Raw genomic sequence first — 23,958 nt, 5'->3', positions numbered from 1 at the left:
GGCCCTCGCCCTCGCCACCGACGCGTGCCGGCGGTGAACGTCGGTCCCGTCACGTCACAGGTACATGCCACTGCCGCCCCGGTCGGGCTCGTGCCGCTGCGACTGCTGCATCTGCGACATCGGCGTCCCCGGTGGCAGTGAGCGCCGGATCTGCTCCAGCTGGGCACGAGCCGCCATCTGCTGAGCGAACAGGGCCGTCTGGATGCCGTGGAAGAGCCCTTCCAGCCAACCGACGAGCTGGGCCTGGGCGACGCGAAGCTCCGCTTCGCTTGGGACCTCGCCTTCCTCGAACGGCAGCGACAGGCGCTCGAGCTCCTCAACCAGCTCGGGAGCGAGCCCCTTCTCCAGCTCCGCGATGGACGACTTGTGAATCTCGCGGAGCCGCTGCCGGCTCGCCTCGTCGAGCGGTGCGGACTTCACCTCCTCGAGCAGCTGCTTGATCATGCTGCCGATCCGCATGACCTTCGCGGGCTGCTCGACGAGGTCGGTGACCGACCGCTCGTCGTCTTCCTCCTCCTCACGGCCCTCAGCGGGTCGGGGAGGGCCCTCGACGGCCATCCCGTCGGGCCCGACGATCACGATGCGGGGGGAGTCGGACTCCTGCCCCCTCTTGGCGGATTCGCCGCGGGTCCGTTCGGCGTCAGGGGTCTGCTGAGGCTCGGTCATAGCCCCATCCTTACCCCAAGGGGCAATTCAAGCGAGAGTGCCCCCCGGGAGACTCACCACTGCTCGACTCCTGGCGTCGACCCGCGTCGTCGCCGCTGGACTTCGCGGCCCGTGCGTTCTGACGGAGACGTTCGGAACGTCGTCGCTCCACCTCGGCCCAGATCCGGATCCGGGCGAGCCGTCGTTGCCTGTGCGCGTGGTCGATGTTCATGTCATCACCCGCCTTCCGCGTCGCTGGACGTCCCGTCGGTCTCGCTCCGAGCGCCGGGCCGTGGCGCGCTGCCGGAGCGTCAGCCGGACCCGTTCGTCAGGTGCTGGCTCGGCGATCGCGGTTGATCACCAATACGCCATCTGATCACCGTTGTCCGAGTTGCGTGGATTACTCGTACGACGATCAGCCGGCCGGATTGGTTTCCTCGTGTCCAGAACTTTCTGCGGACCCGATCGCCGACACATGGTGGCTGCATGCCCACAGCGCGTGGCGGGACGCACGCGCGGTCTCAGCAGGTTCGCGTCGAGGCGAGACCCGCGGTGAGACGGGAACCGGGAGAGGAGGGAAGGTCCGGCGGCGCCTTCGTCGCCGGCCGTCCGCCCGAGGCCGCAGGCCGAGAGAGCTCAGGGGCGCGTCGACAGCAGGACCTTGCCCACGTGCTCACTCGCCTCCATGACCCGATGAGCTTCGGCCACCTGGTCGAGCGGGAGCACTCGGTCGATGATCGGTCGCACGTGTCCGTCGGCGACGAGAGGCCAGACGTTCTCGGCGACGCTGGAGACGATCGCCGCCTTCTGCGCGGGTGGTCGCCCGCGCAAGGTGGTGGCGAGGACGGCCGCGCGCTTGCGGAGCAGCGTGCCCAGGTCGAGCTCGCCGCGCCGACCGCCGAGCATCCCGATGACGACGAGGCGTCCCTCAGTCGCGAGCGCACGGACGTTCCGAGGAAGGTACTCAGCGCCGACGATGTCGAGAATCACGTCGGCTCCCCGCCCGTCGGTCGCGCCCCGCACGGCCTCGACGAAGTCGTCCTCGCGGTAGTTGATGACGAGTTCCGCGCCGAGGTCGCGGCAGCGGTCGGCCTTCGCGGCGGTGCCGACGGTGGCGATGACCTTCGCCCCGAGGGCGACGGCCAGTTGGATCGCGGTCGTGCCGATGCCGCTCGCTCCTCCGTGGACGAGCAGGGTCTCCCCCGGACGCAGACCGGCCACCATGAAGAGGTTCGACCACACGGTACAGACCGCCTCCGGGAGTCCGGCGGCGTCGACCAGGCTCACCCCCTCAGGCCGGCGGAGGACCTGACCGGCCGGAGCGGCGACGAGCTCGGCGTAGCCGCCACCGTCGAGCAGCGCGCACACCTCGTCACCGACCGCGAAGTCCGCGACCTCCGGGCCCACCGCGGCAACCCTGCCCGAGCACTCCAGACCGAGGATCGGGGACGCGTGGGGCGGGGGTGGGTAGCCGCCCTCGCGCTGCAGGATGTCGGCCCGGTTGACACCGGCGGCCTCGACCTCGATGAGCACCTCCCCGCGGCCGGGCTCTGGGTCGGGTACCTCCTCGACCGCGAGGACCTCACGACCACCGGAGCCGTGTGTCACCACCGCACGCATGTCACTCCTCGTCCTCGGATGGTTCGGTGTAGTCCTCCGGCCGCTCACCCGGTCGCGGCGCCCACGGCTGCTCCTCGGACGGACGGACGACGACCACCCGGTCGCCGCGCAGCACCTGCGACACGGTGGGGTCGTAGTAGCCGTAGACCTCGTCGTCCCGCACCACGGCCACGACGACGTCCTCCAAGTCGCGCGGTGACCGCCCCTCCTCGCGTGGCAGCACCGGGCGCTCGGCCACCTCCATGCCCTTGCCGTACGTGAGGAGGTCGCCCAGGACGGTTCCGAGCGCGGGGCTGACCGTCGACAGGCCCATGATGCGGCCGACCGCCTCCGAGGAGGTCACCGTGATGTCGGCACCACTCTGCCTGAGCAGGGGGATGTTGTCGGTCTCCCGGGCCGACACGACCACCAAGGCGTCCGGGTTGATCCGGCGGGCGGTGAGGGTGACCAGGACCGCGGTGTCGTCGCGGTGCGTGGTCACGATGATCCGGGCGGCCGACTCCGCCTTGACCCGCCGTAGCACCTCGGTGCGGGTGGCGTCGCCGACGATCGCGCCCAGCCCGAGCGCGTTCGCCTCAGCCACGGCGGCCTGCTTGGCGTCGATCACCACGATCTGGTCCTTGGGCACGCCGCTGCTGACCAGGGTGTCGGCTGCGCCGCGACCCTTGGTTCCGAAGCCGATGATCACGGTGTGGTCGCGCAACCGATTCCTCCATCGCGTGATTCGCCAGTGTTCGCGGCTCCGGGTCGCCAGGACCTCCAGTGTCGTTCCCACCAGCACGATGAGGAACGTCAGCCGCAACGGCGTGATGAGGACGACGTTGACCAGTCGGGCGGTCGGCGTGACCGGCGTGATGTCGCCGTACCCGGTGGTGGTGAGCGTCACGGTCGCGTAGTAGGCCGCGTCAAGGAGACTGATGGGCCCACCGGCGGCGTCGCGGTACCCGTCCCGCCCGAGGTAGACGATCAGGACGACGAGCATGACCAGGGCGAGCGCCACGAGCACTCGGATCCCGATCTGCCGAGGCGGTGACGCGTAGCGGAGCGGCAGCTGGATGTCGGTGGTCGGCTGCACCCGCTCGCTTGACGGAGGCCTGATCATGGCGGGACGACACTAGCTTGCGCCTCGGTCACCGGAGATGCCTGTGTCGGCAGTGCGCCGAGGCGCGCCCTCGCGCCAGGAGCGGGCGAGGGACTGGACGACGGCGACGCACTCGGAGACGGAACTCACGCCGCCTCCGCGCAGCCCGGCCGCGTAGCCGACGAGGAAGGTCGTGAGAGGCGCCGCTGGCCGCTCGACGGCGTGCGCCGCGTCCCGGGCGAGCGCCAGGACGTCGTCGATCACCTTCTCGTCGACGTTCAGGCCCTCACCGTCCGGCGTGGTGGCGGACGTCGAGTCGAGTCCGAGAGCGGACGACACCTCGCGAGACCAGTCGAGAAGCACGCTGCACCTTCCTGCTCGGAGCGGCCTACGCGCGTGGGCCCGCGCTGGCCTTGCTTGTTGCCCTTCCCTGCCTGACCCACCTCGATCCCTCGCAGTTGTCGGTCATCCACAGACGGCCCGTCGATGTCGTGGCCACCTGGACGTCACGGCCACCTGGCGAGGGTGGTCCCAGGTCAAGCACGTGCCCACACGGATGTGCATCGGGGAGCGCGCTCTGGCTAGGGCTACGAGAGACGTTGCTCCGCCACGCGGTCGGCGTGGAAGAGGTCGTCCGGAGTGTCGCAGTCGAGGGCGGCCCGTGGGTTCGGCACGGTGGCCAGCCGGAGCGCACGGAGCAGGAGCCGCATCGGACGGTCACGGGGATCGCCGATCGTCGTGAGGACATCCTGCAAAGCCTGCCGACGGTAGGCCGCTGCGAGCGGCTGTTGCTCGCCGGTGTCGTCGGTGAGAACGGCACCGTCGACGTCGTCGGCGGAGGCGGCCTCGACCAAGGCGGCGACCACGGTCTCGTCGAGCATGGGCATGTCGGCGGCGAGGACGGTGGTGATCGGAGCCTCGCAGAGCGACAACCCGGCGGCGAGTGCCGCGAGCGGGCCGGAACCAGGCGGATCCTCCCGGGTCCATCGGACCGCCACCGGGAGGGGGCGGCGTGGACCCACGACGACGGTCGTCCGTGCGCCGGCGCCCGCCGCGAGCACCCGCTCCAGCATGGGCCGGCCTGCCACGGGGAGCAGCACCTTGTCGGCTCCGCCGAAGCGTCGGGCGGCGCCTCCCGCGAGGACCACGACGTCGTAGGCCTGGAGGTGGGTCGCGGTGGCTGGCCGCCACCCGCCGGCCGAGGTGAAGCCCAGCGCGTTCCCGTGCCCTGGCGTCGTGGGCTCACCTGCCGCCGAGGCGACTGGTGCCGGAGAGCCAGGCGCCTGAGAGCTGGGTGCCTGAGGGACCTGAGGGATAGGTGACCGCGTCGGTGCTTCCGCGGGGTTCCACATGACTGCGTGCCGCCCTCTCGTGCTCGCCGGCTGGCCGGCGTTCGCCGCGTGTCCGGTGTCGACTGGTTGTCGGGTGCCGATCGGTCGGTCGGAGTGACCGGGTGTTCTGTCGTGACTGAAGGCCTGACGCTGACCGGGTGCCCGGTGTCGACCATCCGCGCCGAGTGGCTGAAGGGTGTGGACCAGCTGAGTGGGGTCTTCCGGCCGGCCCGTGGCCGCCGGCCACAGGCTGTTCCGCGCGCCCGGGTGGTTGCGCCGCACGAGGTCGAGTCTCGCACTTGTCGCGGCTCGGGGATAGGCGTGGTGCGAACCGGTCTGTGGGCGACGCCGCCACCTGTCGGTTTGTGGACACAGGTGCGGTGAGTGCCAGGCTCGGGCGGGCAGACTGTCTCTCGTGCGTGTCGCTTTGCTGCAGTTCGCGGCCAGCCAGGACAAGGCGGAGAACCTCGCGACGATCCGCGAGTTGGCCAGACGTGCCGCGCCCAGCGAGCCCGACCTCGTGGTGTGTCCCGAGGCGAGCATGTACGACTTCGGGGCCGCGGACGCCCCCCTCGCGCCGGCCGCGGAGCCCGTCGACGGGCCGTTCGTCTCCGCGCTCGCCGACCTCGCCGGCGAGCTCGGCGCCGTCGTGGTCGCCGGGATGTTCGAGACGGCAGGTGACGCTGACCGGGCGTACAACACCGTCGTCGCCGTGACCCCCGACGGAACCCTGGCCGGCGCGTACCGCAAGATCCACCTCTACGACGCGTTCGGCTTCCGTGAGTCCGACCGGCTCATCGCCGGGGACGACTGCTGCGTGATCGAGGTCGGCGGCCTGCGGTGGGGTCTGGTGACCTGCTACGACCTTCGGTTTCCCGAGCTGGGGCGCGCACTCGTCGACGCTGGTGCGCAGGCGTTGGTGGTGCCTGCGGCGTGGGTGCACGGACCGCTCAAGGAGGACCACTGGACGACCCTGGTCCGAGCCCGCGCCATCGAGAACACCTGCTACGTCGCGGCGGCTGCCCAGTGCGGTCCGTCGTACTCAGGGCGCAGCATGCTCGTCGACCCCATGGGCGTGGTCGTGACCTCCCTCGGCGAGCAGGTCGGCGTCTGTGTGGGCGACGTCGAGCCGGAACGGATCGCCGAGGTGCGGCGGCGCAACCCGACACTCGCCCACCGACGCTTCCGCGTCGCGCCTCGCGACGTCTCGTAAGCTCCGTCATCGAGCGGCCGCACACCGTCACGAGCGGCGCCCCGGACATCTGCAAGGATTGTTCGCCTCTAGGGTTGCGCCTGGAGCGAAACCGCCACAGAGGGGTGTGGGTGCAAGAGATGGCACTGGTCAGCCGGGATCGCAGGCTGCGCGTGCTCGGCGTGCCCGTCGACGCCGTCGGAATGAGCGACACCCTCGCCTGGGTCGAGCACCGCATCAGCACCCGTGAGCCCGGCACTCACCTGTGCGTCAACGCCGCGAACGTCGTCCGCGCCCACGACGACCCCGAGTACCTCGCGCTGCTCGAGCGCGGCGACCTCATCGGTTGCGACGGCCAGCCCTTCGTGTGGGCGGCCCGCATGCTCGGCCACCCGCTGCCGGAGCGGGTCGCCGGCATCGACCTGATGGAGGAGATCCTCAAGCGAGCCCGGCACACCGGCTGGAAGATCTTCCTGTTGGGGGCGAAGCCACACGTCGTCGAACGCCTGTCCGCTCGCCTACGTGCCGAGGGTGTGAACATCGCCGGCTACCGGGACGGCTACTTCGACCGCAGTGAGGAGCCGCGCATCCTCGAGCAGATCCGGGAGAGCGGGGCCGACGTGCTCTTCGTCGGCATGCCCACGCCGGACAAGGAGCGCTTCATCATCGACGGCGGCTGCCTCACGGGCGTCCCCGTCTGCATCGGTGTCGGCGGCAGCTTCGACGTCCTGGCTGGTGAGCTGCGTCGCGCGCCCCGTGCCCTGCAGCGAATGGGCCTGGAGTGGCTGTTCCGGCTCGTCCAGGAGCCGCGTCGGCTGTTCCGGCGGTACGCGGTGACCAACACGAAGTTCGTGGTCCTGGTCCTCCGGGCGGTGCTGCAGCGTCCCCGCGCCAACCGCACGTGACGGCCCGACCGCTCGGAGAGCGGTACCAGCTGATCGAGGCGGGCGAGGGAGACGCGTTCCTCGCCGCCGACCGCGCTTACCATCGGCCGTGATGCCCTTATTCCGACCCGGGCCCCGACCGCGTGTGTGGCGAGCACGGCGGGGCTGGCTCCTTCTCACCGCCGTCGTCCTCCTCGCCTTCAACCTGCGGTCCGCTGCGGTGAGTGTGGGCGCGGTCCTCGAGGACGTGAGCACCGACCTGGGCTTGTCGCCCACGGCCGCTGGCGTGCTCACCACCTTGCCGGTGGTGTGCTTCTCCGTCTTCGGAGCGGTGGCGGCGCGGTGCGCCCGCCGGTACGGTGCCTGGCAGGTGCTCGCGTGGGCGCTCGTCGCCGTGGTCGTCGGTCAGGTCGTCCGGGTGCTCGGGTCGTCCCCCACGCTCTTCCTGCTCGCCAGCGGGGTCGCGCTGGCCGGCATGGCGATCGGCAACGTCGTCGTCCCGGCGTTCGTCAAGCAGCGCTTCCCTCGACGCATCGGGCTGGCGAGCGCGGCGTACACCACCTCGCTCTCGGCGGGCACGGCCGTCGCGTCCGGACTCACCGTGCCGATCAGTGACAGCCTCGGTGGCTGGCGGTACGGCCTGGTCGTGTGGGCGGGGACGGCCGCCGTCGCCTTGGCCGCCTGGGTCGCGTTCGCGCGAGACCCCGCAGGTCGGCGGCCCGCCGGGGCGCGCCCCGGATGCAGGGAGCAGCCTGCGTTCACCGGTCGTTCTTGGTCCATCGGTCGTGGGTCCATCGGTCGGCCTGCGTCGATCGGACGGCGAGGGCCTCTCGGGTCGCGTGGCTGGCGGACCGTGTTCCGGCGACCCTTGCCGAGCCCTTCTCCGAGCCGGTCCGCGTCGGCCTCCCGGGACTCGGTGCCGCGACTGCGGCGCTCCACCCTGGCGTGGTCGCTCGCGTTCTACTTCGGCCTCCAGTCGCTCCAGGCGTATGCCGCGTTCGGCTGGCTGCCACAGATCTACCGGGACGCCGGGCTCGACCCCACCAGCGCGGGGCTGCTCGTGGCGGTCCTTCCGCTCATGGGGATCCCGCTGTCGTTGGTCCTCCCCATCGTCGCGGCCCGTCGCTCCGACCAGCGCCTCTTGGTGTGGCTGTGCGGCCTCGCCTACGTCGTGGGGTACGTCGGCCTCATCGTGGCGCCTCGGGGCGGCGCGCTCACGTGGGCGGTCCTGCTCGGGCTCGGCGGCGGCGCCTTCCCGCTCGCGCTCACCCTCATCGGTCTGCGCTCGCGGGAAGCGGCCGTCACCACGGAGCTGTCCGGATTCAGCCAGAGCGTGGGCTACCTCGTGGCCATCGTCGGACCGCTGGGGTTGGGGGCTCTGTTCGACCTCACCGGCGGGTGGACGATCCCGCTCTGGTCGCTGTTGCTGCTCGTGATCCCGCAGGTCGTGGCGGGTCTCGTGGCCGCCCGACCGGCATACGTGGACGACGAGATCGCGCCGCTCGCCCGGTCCGAGGCGGCCCGCTCGTCCACCACGGTGTGAGTGTCGACGTCTTCCTCGATCGGCGGTACGGCGGGAGAATCCGGTCATCCGCGTGCCGGCCCACCGACGGTGGGGGCGTCCGTGCGCCGTGTCCGCCAGCCGTGCGCGCGAGCGACCGACCGGGAACGAGGGTGATCGTGGCGACCTACGTCGGAGTCTCCGTCGCGGACATCACGCCCGAGAAGCCGGTGCCTCTCGCCGGGTTCGCGGTCCGGCTGGTGCCGTGGGAGAAAATCCGAGACCCGCTGTCCCTCCAGGCGTTCGCGTTCGGCACGCCAGGGGTGGACGGGCGAGTCACCTGCTCCGCCGTCCTGGTGTGCGCCGACCTGCTCTGGTGGGGTCCGGACCTCGTCGCCTCGCTCACCCAGCGCATCGCGGAGCGCTACGCGATCCCGCCGGAGGCGATCGTCCTCCACGCCACCCACACCCACGGCGCTCCCCAGCCCGGCCTCACCTGCTCGCCACTGCTGGGGAAGGGTGACCCGGACTACCTGGACGCCTTGCAGGCCACCGTCGTGGACGCGGTCGGGCGGGCGATCGACCGGATGGTGCCGGTGCGGCTGAGCCGTGGCGTCGGCACGTGCCGAATCGGCGTGAACCGCCGACGCGCCCGACCCGACGGGTGGGTGCTGGCACCCAACCCGGGCGGTCCCGTCGACCCCGAGGTGCACGTCCTGCGGCTCAGCCGTGTGACAGGCGAGGGCGCCCACGCCGAGGAGGCGGGCTCAACGGAGCCGCACGGCTCGGCTGCGTCCCTCACGGCTGAGTCCCAGGGGACGATGGCGGACGAGACGCTCGCCGTCCTCGTCCACTACACCTGTCATCCGACGACCAGTGACGCGCCTCAGGTCTCCGCCGACTACCCGGGCGCGATGCGGGACGCCCTCCGGGAGAGCCTCGGCGAGGACGTCGTGATCAGCTTCCTCCAGGGGTGCTGCGGTGACATCAACCCCGCGGTCGTGCGCGACGGCCAGTTCCACCGGGGCGGTGACGCCGAGCTCGCCCAGCTCGGTAGCGCGTTGGCGGCCAGCGTGCGGGACGTCCTGTCCGGGCCGATGACCGACCTGCCGGACGGCGAGGTGCGTGTCCAGACCCGGACGGTCGACCTTCCCCTCGCGACGCCGTCCCGGGACCAGCTCCTCGCCCTGCGCGACGACGAGGGCATCTGGGGCGACTGGGCGCGCCACCTCCTCGCGGACCCGGCGCGGCTCGTCGACCACGTCCCGCTGCGGTTGACCCTGCTGTCCCTCAGCCCGGAGCTGGCGCTGTTGGGCTTCGACGCCGAGGTGACCGTCGCGTACGGGTTCGAGGTCAAGCGGCGCTCGGGCTCACGGGTGCTGCCGCTGCCCTACACCAACGGCATGGTCGGGTACGTCGTGACCGACGAGCAGCTGCGCCAAGGCGGCTACGAGCCGAACGAGTCGTATCCGTACATCTACCGGCCCGGTCGGTGGGCGCTCGGTGTGGAGGAGCGGGTCACGGCGGCCGTGGACGCGGTGCTCGCCGACCTGTGACCAGGGGCACCCCGAGGGGATGGGCGAGGCCACGGGAAGCCGCTATTGTCCGGCTCCAGAGTCAGGGCATGACGCGGCGAGCAGCCGACCAGCGGGAGGCACCATGAGCGACACCAAAGCCGGGGTGATCGGCACGGGCGAGATGGGGCGTACGCACACGCGCGCGTGGCGGGCGCTGGGCGTCGACGTCCTGGTCTACTCCCGGTCCGCCGAGCGCGGCCAGGCCTTCGCCGCCGAGCACGGGGCCACCGCGGTCGCCGATCTGGACACGCTGCTGGCCGAGGCGTCGGTCGTCGACATCTGCACGCCGACCGACACCCACGCGGAGCTGACGCTCCGGGCGGCGGCCGCCGGTCGACACGTCATCTGCGAGAAGCCGCTGGCCCGCACGCCCGCCGAGGGGCGGCAGATGATCGAGGAGTGCCGCTCGGCGGGTGTGGGTCTGTTCGCCGCCCAGGTGCTGCGGTACTTCCCTGCGTACGTCGCCGCGCGGGACGCGATCAGCTCGGGACGCGTCGGGAAGCTGGAGAAGCTCACGTTCTCCCGGATCAACGCCAGCCCGGGCAGCGACACGTGGTTCGCCGACGTGGAGCGCTCCGGGGGTGTTCTCGTCGACCTCGGCATCCACGACCTCGACTTCGCCCGGTGGATCGCGGGCGACGTGACGAGCGTGGCGGGTACGTACGAGGAAGGACCCCACGACGGGCTGCCCGCCCGCCACACGGCGACCCTCACCCACGCCGGCGGAGTCCAGTCGACGGTCACGGCCGTGTGGGATGTCGCGGGCACCCCGCTGCGGTCGACGTTCGAAATCGTCGGGTCCGAGGGTGTGCTGCGGTTCGACTCCTCGCCCACGCCGGTGCTCACCGACGGCTCCGGCGCGGTGCTGTTCGAGGACGACCTGTCGGTCGACCCGTACGCCGAGCAGCTGCGCGAGTTCCTCGCGGCCATCGAGGGCACGGTCGAGCCTCGGGTCACCGCCGAGGACGGGTTGACCGCGCTGCTCATCGCGCTGGCCGGCGTGGAGTCGGCACGCCGTGGCGAGCCCGTCGATCCGGCGACGCTGGCCTGATCCCGTTCGGCCGCTCCCGAGTCTGGCGGCGGAAGCGCCGGTCGCGGAGGCGAGCAGTCGTACGAGCCGCTGACGCGCCGCCGGGCAACGCCTGCCACTCGCCGACGCGATCACACATTGTCAAGAAGTGCTTTCGCAGTGAGATCGCGCTGCTGTCCAAGATCGGACAGGTGATCATCTCGTCATCCCGAACGACCGGACCTCCCCTAGCTTGACGGCCAACCGAGCGAACCGTCAGGAAGGGAGTGTCCGTGCCTCAACGTACGAAGAGGTGGGGACGTGTCCTCGCGTTGACTGGGATGTTGGTCTCCATGGCCGCCGCCACGCTGACGCCGACCGCCGCGAACGCCAGCGACAAGCCTGGCGACGTCGCGCGGGAGGTGTCGCTGCGGGTGGCGACGTTCAACATCCACCACGGCGCCGGACCGGACGACGTCCTGGACCTGGAGCACGTCGCCAAGGTCATCGAGACGATGCGGGCCGACGTCGTGGGTCTGCAGGAGGTCGACCGGCACTGGGGCGAGCGCAGTGACTTCGTCGACCAGGCGGCGTGGCTGGCCGACCGGCTCGACATGCGGGTGGTCTACGGCGCCAACCTCGACCTCGACCCCGCCGAGCCTGGCCAGGAGCGTCGGCAGTACGGCACCGCGATCCTGTCCCGGTACCCGATCACCTCGTGGAGCAACACCTACCTGCCCAAGTTCGACGACCACGAGCAGCGCGGCTTGCTCGTCGCCAACCTTCGGGTGCGGGGGGTGCCGGTGCGCTTCGCGAACACCCACCTGCAGCACAACGACAACCTGGAGCGCGAGGTCCAGGCCGCGAAGATCGTCGAGCTGCTCGGTGACAACCCGACGCGAACCATCCTCACCGGTGACCTGAACGCCGTGCCCGGTACGCCGGAGATCTCCATCCTCACCGATGTCTTCAACGACACCTGGGAGCTGGCCGGCGAGGGCGACGGCTACACCTACCCGGCCGAGAACCCGGACCGCCGCATCGACTACGTGCTCACCTCGCGCGACATCGACGTCCACCACGCCGAGGTGGTGAACGCCGACGCGTCGGACCACCGTCCATACTTCGCTGACATCACCATCAAGCGGTTCGTGAAGTGACTGTCAACGTCGACTGACGCTCGTCAACTCGACCCTGCGGTTGGCACGAGCACCGTGATCGGGTTCGAGGCACACGGGTTGGCGGGCTCTCCCGACGGGCGGGCGCAAGGGCGCGTCCGCCCGTTCGGCTTTCTCGACCTCGCCGTGCCGCGATCCTCGCCCAGCTGATGAGTCGGCGCGTCGTGCCACGACCTCCGGCCGGGGCGCCAGCACGACGACGGACAGCGGCCGGTGCCCGATCATGCCGACGTACGTCGCGAGGTCCGGGCCGAGGATGACGTCCTGGACGACGACGGTATAGCCGGCCCGGGCGTACTCCTCGGTGACCATGGCTGACAGCCGATACCGCAGGCGCAGCTCGGCGTCCATCGCCTCGCCGCCAGCCGGCGTGATCGGCGCCGAGCCCGAGACGATCATGCGGCGGAAGACGTCGCCACGCACGTGGACCGAGCGAGTGAACCGCTCGGCGAGCGCCTGGGCGACCGTCGACTTGCCCGACGCCATGATCCCGGTGACGACGAAGACGCGAGGCCTCCCGTCGGGGCGCTTGGCGATGTGTTCTCCTGGCTCGTCGTGCTCCACGGCGCCCATCGTGGTGGAGTGATCGCCAGGCTCGCAGCCGCTTTTCGGCGCGGCATCGCGAGATCGCTCGCACGTGCGCCGTCACGTTGTTGGTTCGCTGGTCTCGGGCGAGCGGCTCACCTCGCCGCGGCGCCTGTCCAGTGCCTGGTAGCGCTCTCCGGTCAACCGCATGCCGTTTGCCACATTCGCACTATTGATCACTGACGGGCTTCGCTCAGCGGCAATGTCGCGGCTGAGGCGTGCCGTGAGCGAAGCATTCGTGATCATGATCGACATGCCGCCTAGCCAACGCAGGTCAGCCGACGTGGTCACGCAGCGCGTCTATGGGAGACTTGACTACGCGCCCGGGGACGTCCGGGCGTTGCCTGCGGGCACGTCGGGGGGATCACGGCGTCGCCACATGGAGAGCTCCGACCTGCCTGCTGGCGAGGAGGGCTCGCATAGTGGCCTAGTGCGGCGGTCTTGAAAACCGCTACCGAGGGACCCCTCTCGGTCGTGGGTTCGAATCCCACGCCCTCCGCGGAGACTCAGACCGACGCGGTGGTCGGGTTCGCGTGCAACCGGTTGGTCGAGGTGCCCGGAAGGCCGCGCATGGCGCATGGTTCGGGGCACCTGCGGTGAGTCTGGCTCGCCGTGGTAGCCGTGGGGTGAAGGTTCCCCAAAGGGCTACTGGCGAAGACCGACCGGCTCTTCTGGGAGGCGGAGCGGCCGGTTGTGATGGCGCCTCGCGTTGTACGTATCTCCTGACCGCGAGTAGTAGGCGGGTCTCGACGTGTGTCAGATCCCTGCGTTAAATTGTCATGACCTTTCAGGCAACTCCGCCGCTGGTGGGGATGGACTTCGGTAGCGGCAGGAGATGGCTTCGGACTTTGTAGCCGGCAGCAGCCGAAGCCCTGGAGCCAGGGAGGATCGCTTCGCACCGCTTGGCGATCTACAGGGGGGTGAGCGAATGGCGGTATCGACCGCACGTGACCTGGCCATGGGCGCCTTCGTGGCGGCACCCAACCGATGCTGTCTGATCGGTGACTTCCAGCCGATGGTCGCCACGGCCGCGACGCTACGAAGCGTCGGAGATGGAAGGTGTGGCGATTACCGAGGTCGACTTAGACGTCGAACCTGATTGTCATGTCGCCTTCGGCTCCCTGGTCGAGTGGTGCTTGGACCGCTCAGGCCGCCGGCATCGGGTCAAGCGCGCGGTCTGTGACTACCTCCTGGTACGCCAGGCTCCACGTACTCGACTGGTACCCCAGCTGAGTTGCGGTGCCGGCTCATGGTCGCGAGGGACCTCAACGTGCCAGATCGGCTTCCATCCATTCCCTCGATGCGTGGGTGAGCAGGAGCGACACCGCCCCAGTGGTCGTTGCGACCAGAGCAGCCACGGTCAGTAACGGTTGACCACACTACGGCGTCTGCTCGCGGTGGTGGCCCACAGGGCCTGGCGAGTCTCACGGTCTCGATAACGTGATGGTGTGATGACTGAGGGTGTGTGACATTGTGGGGTGACGCTGGAGCAGCGACGTGAGCCGGAACTTCATCGAGGCAAGGGGTCGGCATGGGCAGCGCGGATGACTCGCTTCCGCACTCTAATTCCGAGCCAACGCTGAATGGACGACATGGCGACCAAGAGCCCAGGAGGGTCAAGCTCGAGGCGCTGACGCCAGGGACGCGGGTCAGCGGCGTCGTCGTCAACCAGCCAGTCACCGTGGTAGACGTCGTGTGGCATGGATCCAACGCCATCACGTTGACCTACCGGGATCCTTCTGGGCAGACGCATCAGCGACTGCTGTACCGCGATCACGAGTCCATCCTGTCGTTGGAGGAGGCCTCTCGACCCTACGCGTTCGACGGCGACCCGGCGTTGTTCAGGCTGGCGGCGGAGGCGCTCCGCATCAGGATGGCTGCCCAGTTCGATCCGATGTTGGCGGTGACGACGAGTGACCTGGAGCCCTTGCCGCACCAGATCAAGGCCGTGTACGGCGAGCTGCTGCCACGCACTCCGCTCCGGTTCCTGCTCGCTGACGACCCGGGCGCCGGCAAGACGATCATGGCCGGCCTCTACATCAAAGAGTTGATGCTCCGCGGCGATCTGGCCCGGTGTCTCATCGTGGCTCCAGGCAGCCTGGTCGAGCAGTGGCAGGAGGAGCTGCTAGACCGGTTCGAGTTGCGTTTCGAGCTGCTGACCCGATCGATGGTCGAGGCGAGCCTGGACGAGTCGGTCTTCGACAAGGTGCCGCTCCTCATCGCCCGGATGGACCAGCTGTCCCGTGCCGAGGACTTGAAGCAGCAGCTGGAGCGTTCGGATTGGGACCTGGTGGTGGTCGATGAGGCGCACCGCATGTCCGCGCACTACTTCGGCACGGAGCTGAAGACCACCAAGCGGTATGAGTTGGGTCGCCTGCTCGGCCGGGTGACGCGGCACTTCCTGCTGATGACCGCCACCCCGCACACCGGGAAGCAAGAGGACTTCCAGCTGTTCATGGCACTGCTCGACGCGGATCGATTCGAGGGCCGATACCGCGACGGAGTGCACTCGGTCGATACCGACGGACTGATGCGGCGCATGGTCAAGGAAGAGCTGGTGACGTTCGAGGGAAAGCCGCTGTTCCCCGAGCGGATCGCGGAGACCCTGCGCTACCAGCTCTCGCCGTTCGAGCGTGAGTTGTACGAGGCGGTCACCCAGTACGTCCGTGAGGAGATGAACCGCGCTGACCAGCTCAAGGCCGAAGGTGAGGGTCGGCGCGGCAACACAGTCGGCTTCGCCTTGACCGTCCTCCAGCGTCGGCTGGCCTCGAGTCCCGAAGCGATCTTGCGTTCACTGGAACGCCGGCGCCGCAGGCTGGAGCAGCGCCGCCAGCAGCTGTACGCCGAACGTGGCGCGGGTGAGACCAACCTGGAACGCCGCCTCGCCCTGTTGCTCGGCCGCGTCAGTGACGGGACGGAGGTCGTACCCGATGAGGTCACTGAGGACATGCTCGAGGACCTCACTGGCGACGAACGTGAGGAGCTTGAAGAGAAGCTCGTCGACACCGCATCCGCGGCTCGCACACTTGCCGAGCTGGACGCTGAGATCAAGATTCTCGCCGGCTTGGAGGAGCTGGCTCAACGGGTCCGGTGGTCGGGCACGGACAAGAAGTGGACCGAGCTCCGCAGCCTGCTGCTCGACAACAGCTCGATGTATGACACGGACGGCTCGCGTCGCAAGATCATCATCTTCACCGAGCATCGCGACACCCTTAACTACCTCGTCGACCAAATTCAAGATTTGCTCGGTCGAGACGATGCTGTCATCGCCATCCACGGCGGTGTTCGGCGTGAGGCACGACGTGCTGCCCAGGAGCGATTCACCAACGACAAGGATGCGGTCGTTCTCGTGGCGACCGACGCGGCTGGTGAAGGCTTGAACTTGCAGCGTGCCCATCTGATGGTCAACTACGACCTGCCGTGGAACCCTAACCGTATCGATCAGCGGTTCGGCCGTATCCACCGAATCGGGCAGCGGGAGGTATGCCGGCTCTGGAACCTTGTGGCCGACGACACCCGTGAGGGCGCGGTCTTCCTTCGCTTGCTCGCCAAGGTGGAGGAGCAGCGGCGTGCCTACCAGGGGAAGGTGTTCGACGTTCTCGGACGTGCGTTCGAGGGACGGTCGCTGCGTGAGGTGCTGATCGAGGCGATCAGGTACGGAGATCAGCCTGAGGTGCGAGAGCGTCTCAACCAGGTCATCGACGCCGAGCCCCGCAGGGCGATGGAGAAGCTGATTTCCGAGCGGGCGCTACACCATGACGTCCTCGCTGAGGCCGACGTTCAAGAGCTGCGACTTCGTATGGAGGAAGCGCGTATCAGAAGACTTCAGCCGCACTACGTGCAGGCGTTCTTCAGCGAGGTGTTCCGGCTGCTGGGCGGAGTGATGTCAGCGCGCGAGGCCGGCCGGTACGAGATCAGCCACGTTCCTGGTGAGGTCAGGGATCGCGACCGGCAGATCGGCACAGGTCCACCGGTGTTGCGCAGCTATGCGCGCGTGTGTTTCGACCGGAAGTACATCCAGCCACCCGGAAAGAGCAAGGCCGCGCTCATCGCGCCAGGCCATCCGCTGCTCGACTCGGTCGTCGATGTGGTGATCGAGCGGTACGGCACTCTGCTCAAGCAGGGCGCGTTGCTCATCGACGGAACTGATCCGGGTGAAGAGCCGCGACTGCTGGTGGCGATGACGCACGAGATCGTCGATGGGCGTACCCCTGCCAAGACGATCTCGAAGCGCTTTGAGTTCGTGGAGATTCGCCGAGACGGGCAGGCGGAGTCCGCTGGACCGGCACCGTACCTCGACTACAGGGCGCCCACCGCCGATGAAGAGCCACACCTCAAGCGCCTGTTGACCGAATCCTGGCTCACGTCCGGTGTGGAAGAGTTGGCGATCAACTGGGCGATCACCCATGGAGTGAACGATCACCTCCGTGAGGCCGAGGAGCGGGTCAAGACGATGGTTGCCCGCACACGGGTCCACGTGCGGCAGCGGCTCACCCAGGAGATCAACTACTGGGACACACGGTACGCCGAGTTGCTCGACCAACAAGCCGCCGGCAAGACGTTGAAGATCAAGCCGGAGACCGCACATCGCCGTGCTCGCGACCTGGAGCGGCGCCTGGAGAAGCGGCTTGCCGAGCTCGACCTCGACGAGGCGCTGCGACCCTTGCCCCCCGTGGTCGTCGGTGGCGCGCTCGTGGTGCCGCAGGGTCTCCTGGATCGGCTCCTCGGCCGGCGTAGTGGGCCAGTCGTGACGTACGCCAAGGACACTGCGGAGGTGAACCGACGTGCTGTGGCGGCCGTGATGGCCGCCGAGAGGCGTCTAGGCCGGATGCCCACCGAGATGCCGCACAACAACAAGGGCTACGACATCCGGTCGCTGACGCCGGACGGTCACTACGTCTTTATCGAAGTGAAGGGCCGAATGGCAGGCGCCGAGGACTTCGTGGTGACTCGCAACGAGGTGCTGTATGGCCAGAACGCCGAGCGGTACCGGCTGGCACTGGTGAGCGTCCACCCGGAGGGGCCCGAGTTTGATGAGGTGCGGTACGTGCTCGATCCGTTCCGCGGATTCGAGTTCGGTAGCTTCGCCGCGGACGCGGTACGCGGCAACTGGCAGGAGATGTGGAGCAAGGGAGTAGCACCGCTGTGAGCACGACGCAAGCGCCGGTCAAGCGCAAGCTCATTGAGGTGGCGTTGCCGCTGGAGGCGATTAACCGGGAGTCGGCACGGGAGAAGTCGATCCGGCACGGCCACCCGTCGACGCTGCACCTGTGGTGGGCGAGACGACCATTGGCTGCCTGCCGAGCGGTGCTGTTCGCTCAGCTCGTCGACGATCCGTCCGCGCACCCGGACCGGTTCCCCACCGAGGAGCTCCAGGCCAAAGAACGGCGGCGACTGTTCGATCTCATAGAGCGCCTGGTGAAGTGGGAGAACAGTAACGATGAGACGCTTCTCCGTGAGGCGCGCGAGGAGATCGCGAAGTGCTTCGACGGCAAGCCACCGACGATTCTCGATCCCTTCGCTGGCGGCGGCTCGATCCCGCTCGAGGCGCAGCGGCTCGGCCTGGAGGCGCACGCCAGCGACCTGAACCCAGTGGCGGTGTTGATCAATAAGGCGTTGATCGAAATTCCGCCAAAGTTCGCTGGCCGGCCGCCGGTGTTCCCAGGCGCAGCGGAGTCACGCATGGGAGAGTGGCCACGGGCGACTGGGCTAGCCGAGGACGTGCGCCGGTACGGGGAGTGGATTCGCGACGAGGCCGAGAAGCGCATCGGGTACATGTATCCGAAAGCGAAGCTGCCCGACGGCAGTGAGGCGAATGTGATCGCCTGGATCTGGGCGCGCACAGTCACCTGTCCCAACCCCGCCTGCGGCATCCGTATGCCTCTAGTCCGATCGTGGTGGCTCGGCAAGAAGAAGGGCAAGGAGGCGTACGTCGTCCCGAAGGTGGTCGACGGCCGGGTCGAGTTTTCGATCGGTCACGACCCTGCGCATGCGCCGACGAAGGACAACGATGGCACGGTCACCCGCAACGGTGCGGTCTGCGTGGCGTGTAAGACGGCTGTACCGCTGTCCTATGTACGCGCCGAGGGCAAGGCAAAGCGGATGGGTGCGCAGCTGATGGCGATCGTCGCTGAAGGTGACCGCCGCCGCGTCTACCTCCCGCCCAACTCGGAACACGAAGCTGCCGCTGACGTCCCCATCCCTGCCGAAGTCCCCGATACCGAACTCCCGGAAGCGGCGCTCGGTTTCCGGGTCCAGGGATACGGCATTACCCGGCACGCCGACTTGTTCACTCCGCGCCAGTTGACCGCGCTCAACACTTTTTGCGACATTGTTAAAGAGGCCCGTGAGAAGGTTCTCGCCGACGCACTTGCCGCCGGAATGCCAGAGGGCGACCGCCTCGAAGCGGGCGGCGCTGACGCGGCTGCCTACGCGGACGCGGTTAGCGTATATTTGGCGTTTCTCGTTAGTCGACTGGCTGATCTTGGCAATCGCCTGTGCGGCTGGGAGCCTGTAGCGGAATGTCCCCGCCACCTCTTCGGTAGGCAGGCTATCCCGATGACCTGGGACTTCGCCGAGGGATCGCCACTTGGCGAGTCGTCGGGCTCCGTAGCCGTACTAATCGATGGCGCGATCAGGGCGATAGAGAGCCGACCATTCGCGCCACCCGCAGCTCGACCGGGAAGGGTCACTTGTGCTGACGCCGCACGTCGCCCCTATGACTCCATGCTGGTTTCCACAGACCCTCCCTACTACGACAACGTCGGTTATGCCGACCTCGCCGACTTTTTCTATGTGTGGCTGCGCCGATGCCTAGCGCGGGTCCTGCCGTCGGTTCTTGGGACGATGTTGACTCCAAAAGAAGCCGAGCTCGTCGCAGATCCCTTCCGCCGGGGTGACAAGGCAGCTGCTACTAGATACTTTGAGAAAGGCTTCGTCCGTGTATTTGACCTAATACGGCGTGGGGGTGTGCCTACCACGCCGATCACCATCTTCTATGCATTCAAGCAGACCGAGAAGAGTCATGAGGGAGCCGCGAGTACGGGTTGGGAAGCCCTTCTCGAAGGGTTGATCCATTCCGGATGGGAAGTGACTGGCACATGGCCCATGCGGACGGAGAATGCTTCACGGTTGCGCGGACAAGACTCTAACGCGCTGGCGTCGTCCGTTGTCTTGGCGTGCCGTCCACGGCCGGAGGATGCGCCACCGTCAACTCGGCGGGCATTCCTAGCTGCATTGAAGGGGGAGCTTCCGAGTCGGCTCAAGGAGCTGCAGCAGGCTAGCATCGCGCCGGTAGACCTGGCGCAGGCGGCGATCGGGCCGGGCATGGCGATCTTCTCCCGGTACGCGAAGGTTGTCGAGCCGGATGGCTCCAAAATGACCGTGCGCACCGCACTGACGCTCATCAACGAGGCACTGGATGAGGTGCTGGCGGAGCAGGAGGGTGACTTTGACACGGACACCCGGTTCTGCGTGCGTTGGTTTCAGCAGTTCGGCTGGGATGAGCAGCCGTACGGGCGCGCCGACGAGCTGTCACGTGCCACTAACACATCGGTCGACGGGCTTGTTCGTGGCGGGATTTTCTGGTCACGGGCAGGCAAGGCGCGACTGCTTGAGCCCTCCGAGCTGTCGGAGAACTGGGATCCGGCCGGCGATGACCGGATCAGTGTGTGGGAGGTCGTGCTACGGCTGGCCAAAGCGCTCGACGAGAAGGGCGTAGATGAGGCAGCCCGGTTGATGGCTACAGCCGGCCGACGGGTCGACTTGGACGCCGCCAAGGAGTTGGCGTACCTGCTCTATTCGATCTGCGAGAAGAAGAACTGGAGTAGGACCGGTCTGCTGTTCAACAACCTCGGTACTTCGTGGACGGACGTGTCCGCGGCGACCCGGACCGGCGGTGCGCTCACGCCGCCATCGGCCCAGACCCAGCTGGACTTCGGCACGGACGAGGAGTGAGGCGCGGATGGCCATCAGCAACCGGGAACGGATTGGCAGGGGCCTGGAGATCCTGGCGGCCGGGCTTGAGCGTTTCGTTGACGACGCGATGACCGCTGCGGTGCCGGCTGGGCGCGATTGGCTGGAGATGCTGGCCGCCCGCGACGAAACGAGGCACGGCGCGGCGAAGACATACGACAAGCGCGATCCTCGGCTGCTGCTGCGCGTGATAACCGAAGAGTGGCGGGTCTTTAAGGACAAGCTTTCGCGCACGGAGCAGTCGTTTGCCACCGAGCTGCGCGAGGTTGGCAACCGCTGGGCGCACAACGCTCCGTTCAGCCCGGACGACACGTACCGTGCCCTGGACACCATGGAACGCCTCCTGATAGCCGCTGGTGCGCTCGGACACGCCGAGCAGGTACGCAAGCTGCGACTGGATCACCAGCGGGCGCAGTACGAGGCGGAGACCCGGCGAGCGCTCCGATCGAGCATGCCGGACGTGCCTGGTACTGGGCTCAAGCCCTGGCGGGAGGTCATCACACCACACGAGGACGTGGCCACAGGGCGCTACGACGCCGCCGAGTTCGCCGCCGACCTCTACATGGTCGCGACCGGCAGCACTGACGTGGGTCCGGAGTACCGGGACCCTGTCGAGTTCTTCCAACGTACCTACCTAACCGATGGGCTGCGGGACCTCATCGAGCGGGCCGCGCGCCGGATCGCCGGCGATAGGAACGCCAGCCCCATCATCAACCTGCAGACCAACTTCGGCGGTGGCAAGACTCACTCCATGCTGGCGCTCTACCACCTGTTCTCTGGTACGCCAGTCACCGCCTTCCCGCAGGAGGTGCAGGACGCGCTCGAGGGGATCACTCTTCCCGGCCCTGGCCAGGTGCGCAGGGTGGCGCTGGTCGGCACTCGGCTCATGCCTGCCCCTGGTGAAACGAGTGTCAAAGAGGATGGCACCGAGGTTCGCACTATCTGGGGCGAGCTGGCCTGGCAGCTCGGCGGGCGAGCCGCGTACGACATCGTCGCCGAGGCGGACCGTACCGCCACCAACCCCGGCACCGCGCTGCACGAGCTCATCGCCGCGCACACCCCCTGCCTCATCCTCATCGACGAGTGGGTGGCGTACGCTCGTCAGCTCTACGGCCGCGACGACCTGCCTGCTGGGACGTTCGACACCCAGTTCACGTTCGCGCAGACCCTCACCGAGACCGTCAAGGCCATCAAGGGCGCGCTGTTGGTGATCTCGATCCCAGCATCGGATACCCCGACCGGTCCGGACGGTACGGGTGGAAGCGACTTGGAGGTCGGAGGCCCCAACGGGCAGAAGGCGCTGGAACGCCTGCAGAACGTCGTCCGCCGCATCGCCCATCCATGGCGGCCGGCTACCGGCGAGGAGTCGTTCGAGATCGTCCGCCGGCGGCTTTTCGAGCCGCCCGATGCGGACGCCCAGCGGGACATCGCCGCGGTTGCCCGGCGGTTCGTCGAGTTCTACTCCCAGCACCGGGACGAGTTTCCTCGCCAGTTCGGGGAGATCGCCTACGAGGAGCGGATTCGTCGGGCGTACCCCATCCACCCGGAGCTGTTCGACCGGCTCTACCAGGACTGGTCCACACTCGAGCGTTTCCAGCGCACTCGAGGCGTCCTGCGGTTGATCAGCAAGGTGGTGCACGAGCTGTGGCGGTCACAGGACGCGAGCCCGCTCATCATGCCCGGCTCGGTGCCGTTGATGCTCAACACCGTCTCCGGTGAGTTGACCCAGTACCTACCCGACGCCTGGAAACCGATCATTGACGCGGACATCGACGGTGACGGCTCCACCCCGGTCGAGATCGACACACAGCGGCCCGCGTTTGGTGAGCGTGCGCTGACCCGCCGCATCGCCCGCACGATCTTCATCGGATCCGCACCTACTCTGCGCAGCGCTCACAAGGGCATCGAACGTCAGCACATCTGGGCCGGCGTGGCGGTGCCCGGCGACACCGTCGGCAACTTCGGGTCGGCGTTGGAGGTGCTCAGCCAGCGCGCCACCTACCTCTACGTCGACAACGCGCGCTACTGGTATGACACGCAGGCATCGGTCACCAGAACCGCGCAGGACTACGCCGACCGGCTGCGTGAGCACCCCGAGGCGGTTTGGGCTGAGCTGGTCGAGCGGCTTGGTCGTGAGCGTCGCACGGCTGGCGACTTCGCCACGGTCCACGCCTGCCCAGACGACACCGGCTCGGTGCCCGACAGCGAGGAGGCCAAGCTGGTCATCCTGCACCCGCGGGACAAGCACGTGCGCAATGGTGACGACTCGCCGGCGATGCGGTTCGCCCGGCAGTGTTTGGAGACCCGCGGAACGGCGCCACGGACCAACCGCAACATGGTCGTGTTCCTCGCCCCGGACGACCGGCGCCTGGAGGAGTTGGACGAGGCCGTGCGCGACCTGCTCGCGTGGCGGTACATCTGTGAGCGGGTCACCGAGCTGAACCTGGCGCCACAGCAGGCGGCGATGGCGCAGCGCCGTCGCGACGACGCCGACGACACGGTGAAGCGGCGCATCGCCGAGACGTACATCTGGGTGCTCGTACCGGACCAACCGGATCCGGCCGGGCCGGTGACTCTGCGGGCGCTCCGGGCGGAGAGTGCGAGGGACGGGCTCGGACCGCGCGTCTCCGCGAGGCTCCGCCAGGAAGGACTCCTCACCAGTACCTACGCGCCTCGCAACATCCGGATGGAGCTGGACGGTCTGCTTTCGGTGGTGTGGTCCCACGGCCACGTTTCGGTAGGAGACCTGTGGGCGTACTACTGCCGCCACCCGTACCTCACTCGGCTGCGCGACCGTTCGGTGCTCGACGACGCGGTACGGGCCGTGCTCAATGAAATCACCTGGGAGCAGGAGGGCTTCGCGCTCGCTGAAGGCTTCGACGAGACATCAGGCCGTTACAAGGGTCTGACTATCCCGCACGAAGGAACCTTCGGGCCGATCACCGACTCGACCTTGCTGGTCCTGCCAGCCATCGCGCGTCAACAGCAAGAGGCCGAACGAGCTGCGGCGACCGTCAGTACCGTCACGGGTGGTGCGGAAGTCGGCGCCGCAGAGGGCACGACCACTTCCGTCCGTCCTGCTCCTGACGAGGCCGATCAGTCACCCCGTCCCGAGCCACCGTCCCCGCAGAACGTTCGCTTCTTCGGCGTCATGCAGCTGAACCCCGAACGCTACGGCCGCGACCTCACCCGCATCGCACAAGAGATCCTGCAGCACCTAGCCGCCGCCGAGGGAGCTCAGCTGCAGGTACGAGTGGAGATCAGCGCCGTGAAGCCCGACGGATTTCCAGATGACAAGGTTCGCATCGTGACCGAGAACGCCAGAACCCTCAAGTTCGAACAGTTTGGTTTTGAGAACGACTGAGCACGCAAGAGGTGCTT

The 23,958-nt window shown here is 68.2% G+C and carries 16 protein-coding genes and 1 tRNA gene; 10 read left to right on the top strand and 7 right to left on the bottom strand.

What is annotated here, in order from left to right:
* Positions 1-54: 54 nt before the first annotated feature.
* From DFJ64_RS09025 to mobA, 5 genes are all read right to left on the bottom strand, one after another.
* The gene (locus DFJ64_RS09025; protein ID WP_115850061.1) at positions 55-666 is read right to left on the bottom strand and encodes a bacterial proteasome activator family protein; all 612 of its coding nucleotides are present in this window, start codon (positions 664-666) and stop codon (positions 55-57) included.
* A 615-nt stretch (positions 667-1,281) separates the two neighbouring features.
* On the bottom strand, positions 1,282-2,265 hold the full coding sequence (locus DFJ64_RS09020) for an NAD(P)H-quinone oxidoreductase (protein ID WP_115850060.1): 984 nt from the start codon (positions 2,263-2,265) through the stop codon (positions 1,282-1,284).
* 1 nt (position 2,266) lies between these two features.
* Entirely contained in the window at positions 2,267-3,367 is a 1,101-nt protein-coding gene (locus tag DFJ64_RS09015) for a potassium channel family protein (RefSeq protein WP_115850059.1), read from the bottom strand.
* A 12-nt stretch (positions 3,368-3,379) separates the two neighbouring features.
* Positions 3,380-3,709 carry a DUF6457 domain-containing protein gene (locus tag DFJ64_RS19670; protein ID WP_211310548.1) on the bottom strand — a complete coding sequence of 110 codons (330 nt, stop codon included), beginning with the start codon at positions 3,707-3,709 and terminating at the stop codon, positions 3,380-3,382.
* Positions 3,710-3,933: 224 nt separating this feature from the next.
* Positions 3,934-4,698 (bottom strand): molybdenum cofactor guanylyltransferase, encoded by a 765-nt coding sequence (mobA, locus tag DFJ64_RS09005; RefSeq protein ID WP_115850058.1) that lies wholly within the window; start codon positions 4,696-4,698, stop codon positions 3,934-3,936.
* Positions 4,699-5,092: 394 nt separating this feature from the next.
* Here mobA and DFJ64_RS09000 point away from each other — a divergent pair, with 394 nt between their 5' ends.
* The 6 genes from DFJ64_RS09000 (at position 5,093) to DFJ64_RS08975 (ending at position 12,000) form a co-directional block, all read left to right on the top strand.
* Positions 5,093-5,890: a carbon-nitrogen hydrolase family protein gene (locus DFJ64_RS09000; RefSeq protein WP_115850057.1), complete on the top strand. Its 798-nt coding sequence runs from the start codon at positions 5,093-5,095 to the stop codon at positions 5,888-5,890.
* 119 nt (positions 5,891-6,009) lie between these two features.
* Positions 6,010-6,774, top strand: a complete 765-nt coding sequence (locus DFJ64_RS08995; RefSeq protein ID WP_115850056.1) for a WecB/TagA/CpsF family glycosyltransferase — start codon at positions 6,010-6,012, stop codon at positions 6,772-6,774.
* Between the two features lie 91 nt (positions 6,775-6,865).
* Positions 6,866-8,296 carry an MFS transporter gene (locus DFJ64_RS08990; RefSeq protein ID WP_115850055.1) on the top strand — a complete coding sequence of 477 codons (1,431 nt, stop codon included), beginning with the start codon at positions 6,866-6,868 and terminating at the stop codon, positions 8,294-8,296.
* Positions 8,297-8,433: 137 nt separating this feature from the next.
* The gene (locus DFJ64_RS08985) at positions 8,434-9,810 is read left to right on the top strand and encodes a hypothetical protein (protein WP_147304653.1); all 1,377 of its coding nucleotides are present in this window, start codon (positions 8,434-8,436) and stop codon (positions 9,808-9,810) included.
* A 19-nt stretch (positions 9,811-9,829) separates the two neighbouring features.
* On the top strand, positions 9,830-10,882 hold the full coding sequence (locus DFJ64_RS08980) for a Gfo/Idh/MocA family protein (protein WP_115850053.1): 1,053 nt from the start codon (positions 9,830-9,832) through the stop codon (positions 10,880-10,882).
* 251 nt (positions 10,883-11,133) lie between these two features.
* Positions 11,134-12,000 (top strand): endonuclease/exonuclease/phosphatase family protein, encoded by an 867-nt coding sequence (locus DFJ64_RS08975; protein ID WP_245941022.1) that lies wholly within the window; start codon positions 11,134-11,136, stop codon positions 11,998-12,000.
* 3 nt (positions 12,001-12,003) lie between these two features.
* On the opposite strand, the gene DFJ64_RS08970 is transcribed toward DFJ64_RS08975, so the two are convergent.
* Together DFJ64_RS08970 and DFJ64_RS19235 are read right to left on the bottom strand one after the other, a co-directional pair.
* Positions 12,004-12,582 carry an AAA family ATPase gene (locus DFJ64_RS08970; protein WP_245941021.1) on the bottom strand — a complete coding sequence of 193 codons (579 nt, stop codon included), beginning with the start codon at positions 12,580-12,582 and terminating at the stop codon, positions 12,004-12,006.
* Between the two features lie 81 nt (positions 12,583-12,663).
* The gene (locus tag DFJ64_RS19235) at positions 12,664-12,858 is read right to left on the bottom strand and encodes a hypothetical protein (RefSeq protein WP_147304652.1); all 195 of its coding nucleotides are present in this window, start codon (positions 12,856-12,858) and stop codon (positions 12,664-12,666) included.
* 153 nt (positions 12,859-13,011) lie between these two features.
* On the opposite strand from DFJ64_RS19235, the gene DFJ64_RS08965 reads away from it, so the two are divergent.
* From DFJ64_RS08965 to DFJ64_RS08950, 4 genes are all read left to right on the top strand, one after another.
* Positions 13,012-13,102: transfer RNA gene (locus DFJ64_RS08965), tRNA-Ser, on the top strand.
* Positions 13,103-14,134: 1,032 nt separating this feature from the next.
* Entirely contained in the window at positions 14,135-17,752 is a 3,618-nt protein-coding gene (locus DFJ64_RS08960; protein WP_115850050.1) for a helicase-related protein, read from the top strand.
* Positions 17,749-20,559 (top strand): DUF1156 domain-containing protein, encoded by a 2,811-nt coding sequence (locus tag DFJ64_RS08955; protein WP_115850049.1) that lies wholly within the window; start codon positions 17,749-17,751, stop codon positions 20,557-20,559. Before DFJ64_RS08960 ends, DFJ64_RS08955 begins: the two co-directional genes overlap by 4 nt.
* 7 nt (positions 20,560-20,566) lie before the next feature.
* Entirely contained in the window at positions 20,567-23,941 is a 3,375-nt protein-coding gene (locus DFJ64_RS08950; protein ID WP_115850048.1) for a Swt1 family HEPN domain-containing protein, read from the top strand.
* The last annotated feature ends 17 nt before the right edge of the window (positions 23,942-23,958 follow it).

Source organism: Thermasporomyces composti, assembly GCF_003386795.1.
GTDB lineage: Bacteria > Actinomycetota > Actinomycetes > Propionibacteriales > Actinopolymorphaceae > Thermasporomyces > Thermasporomyces composti.
This window is presented reverse-complemented; position numbering and strand designations above follow the sequence as displayed.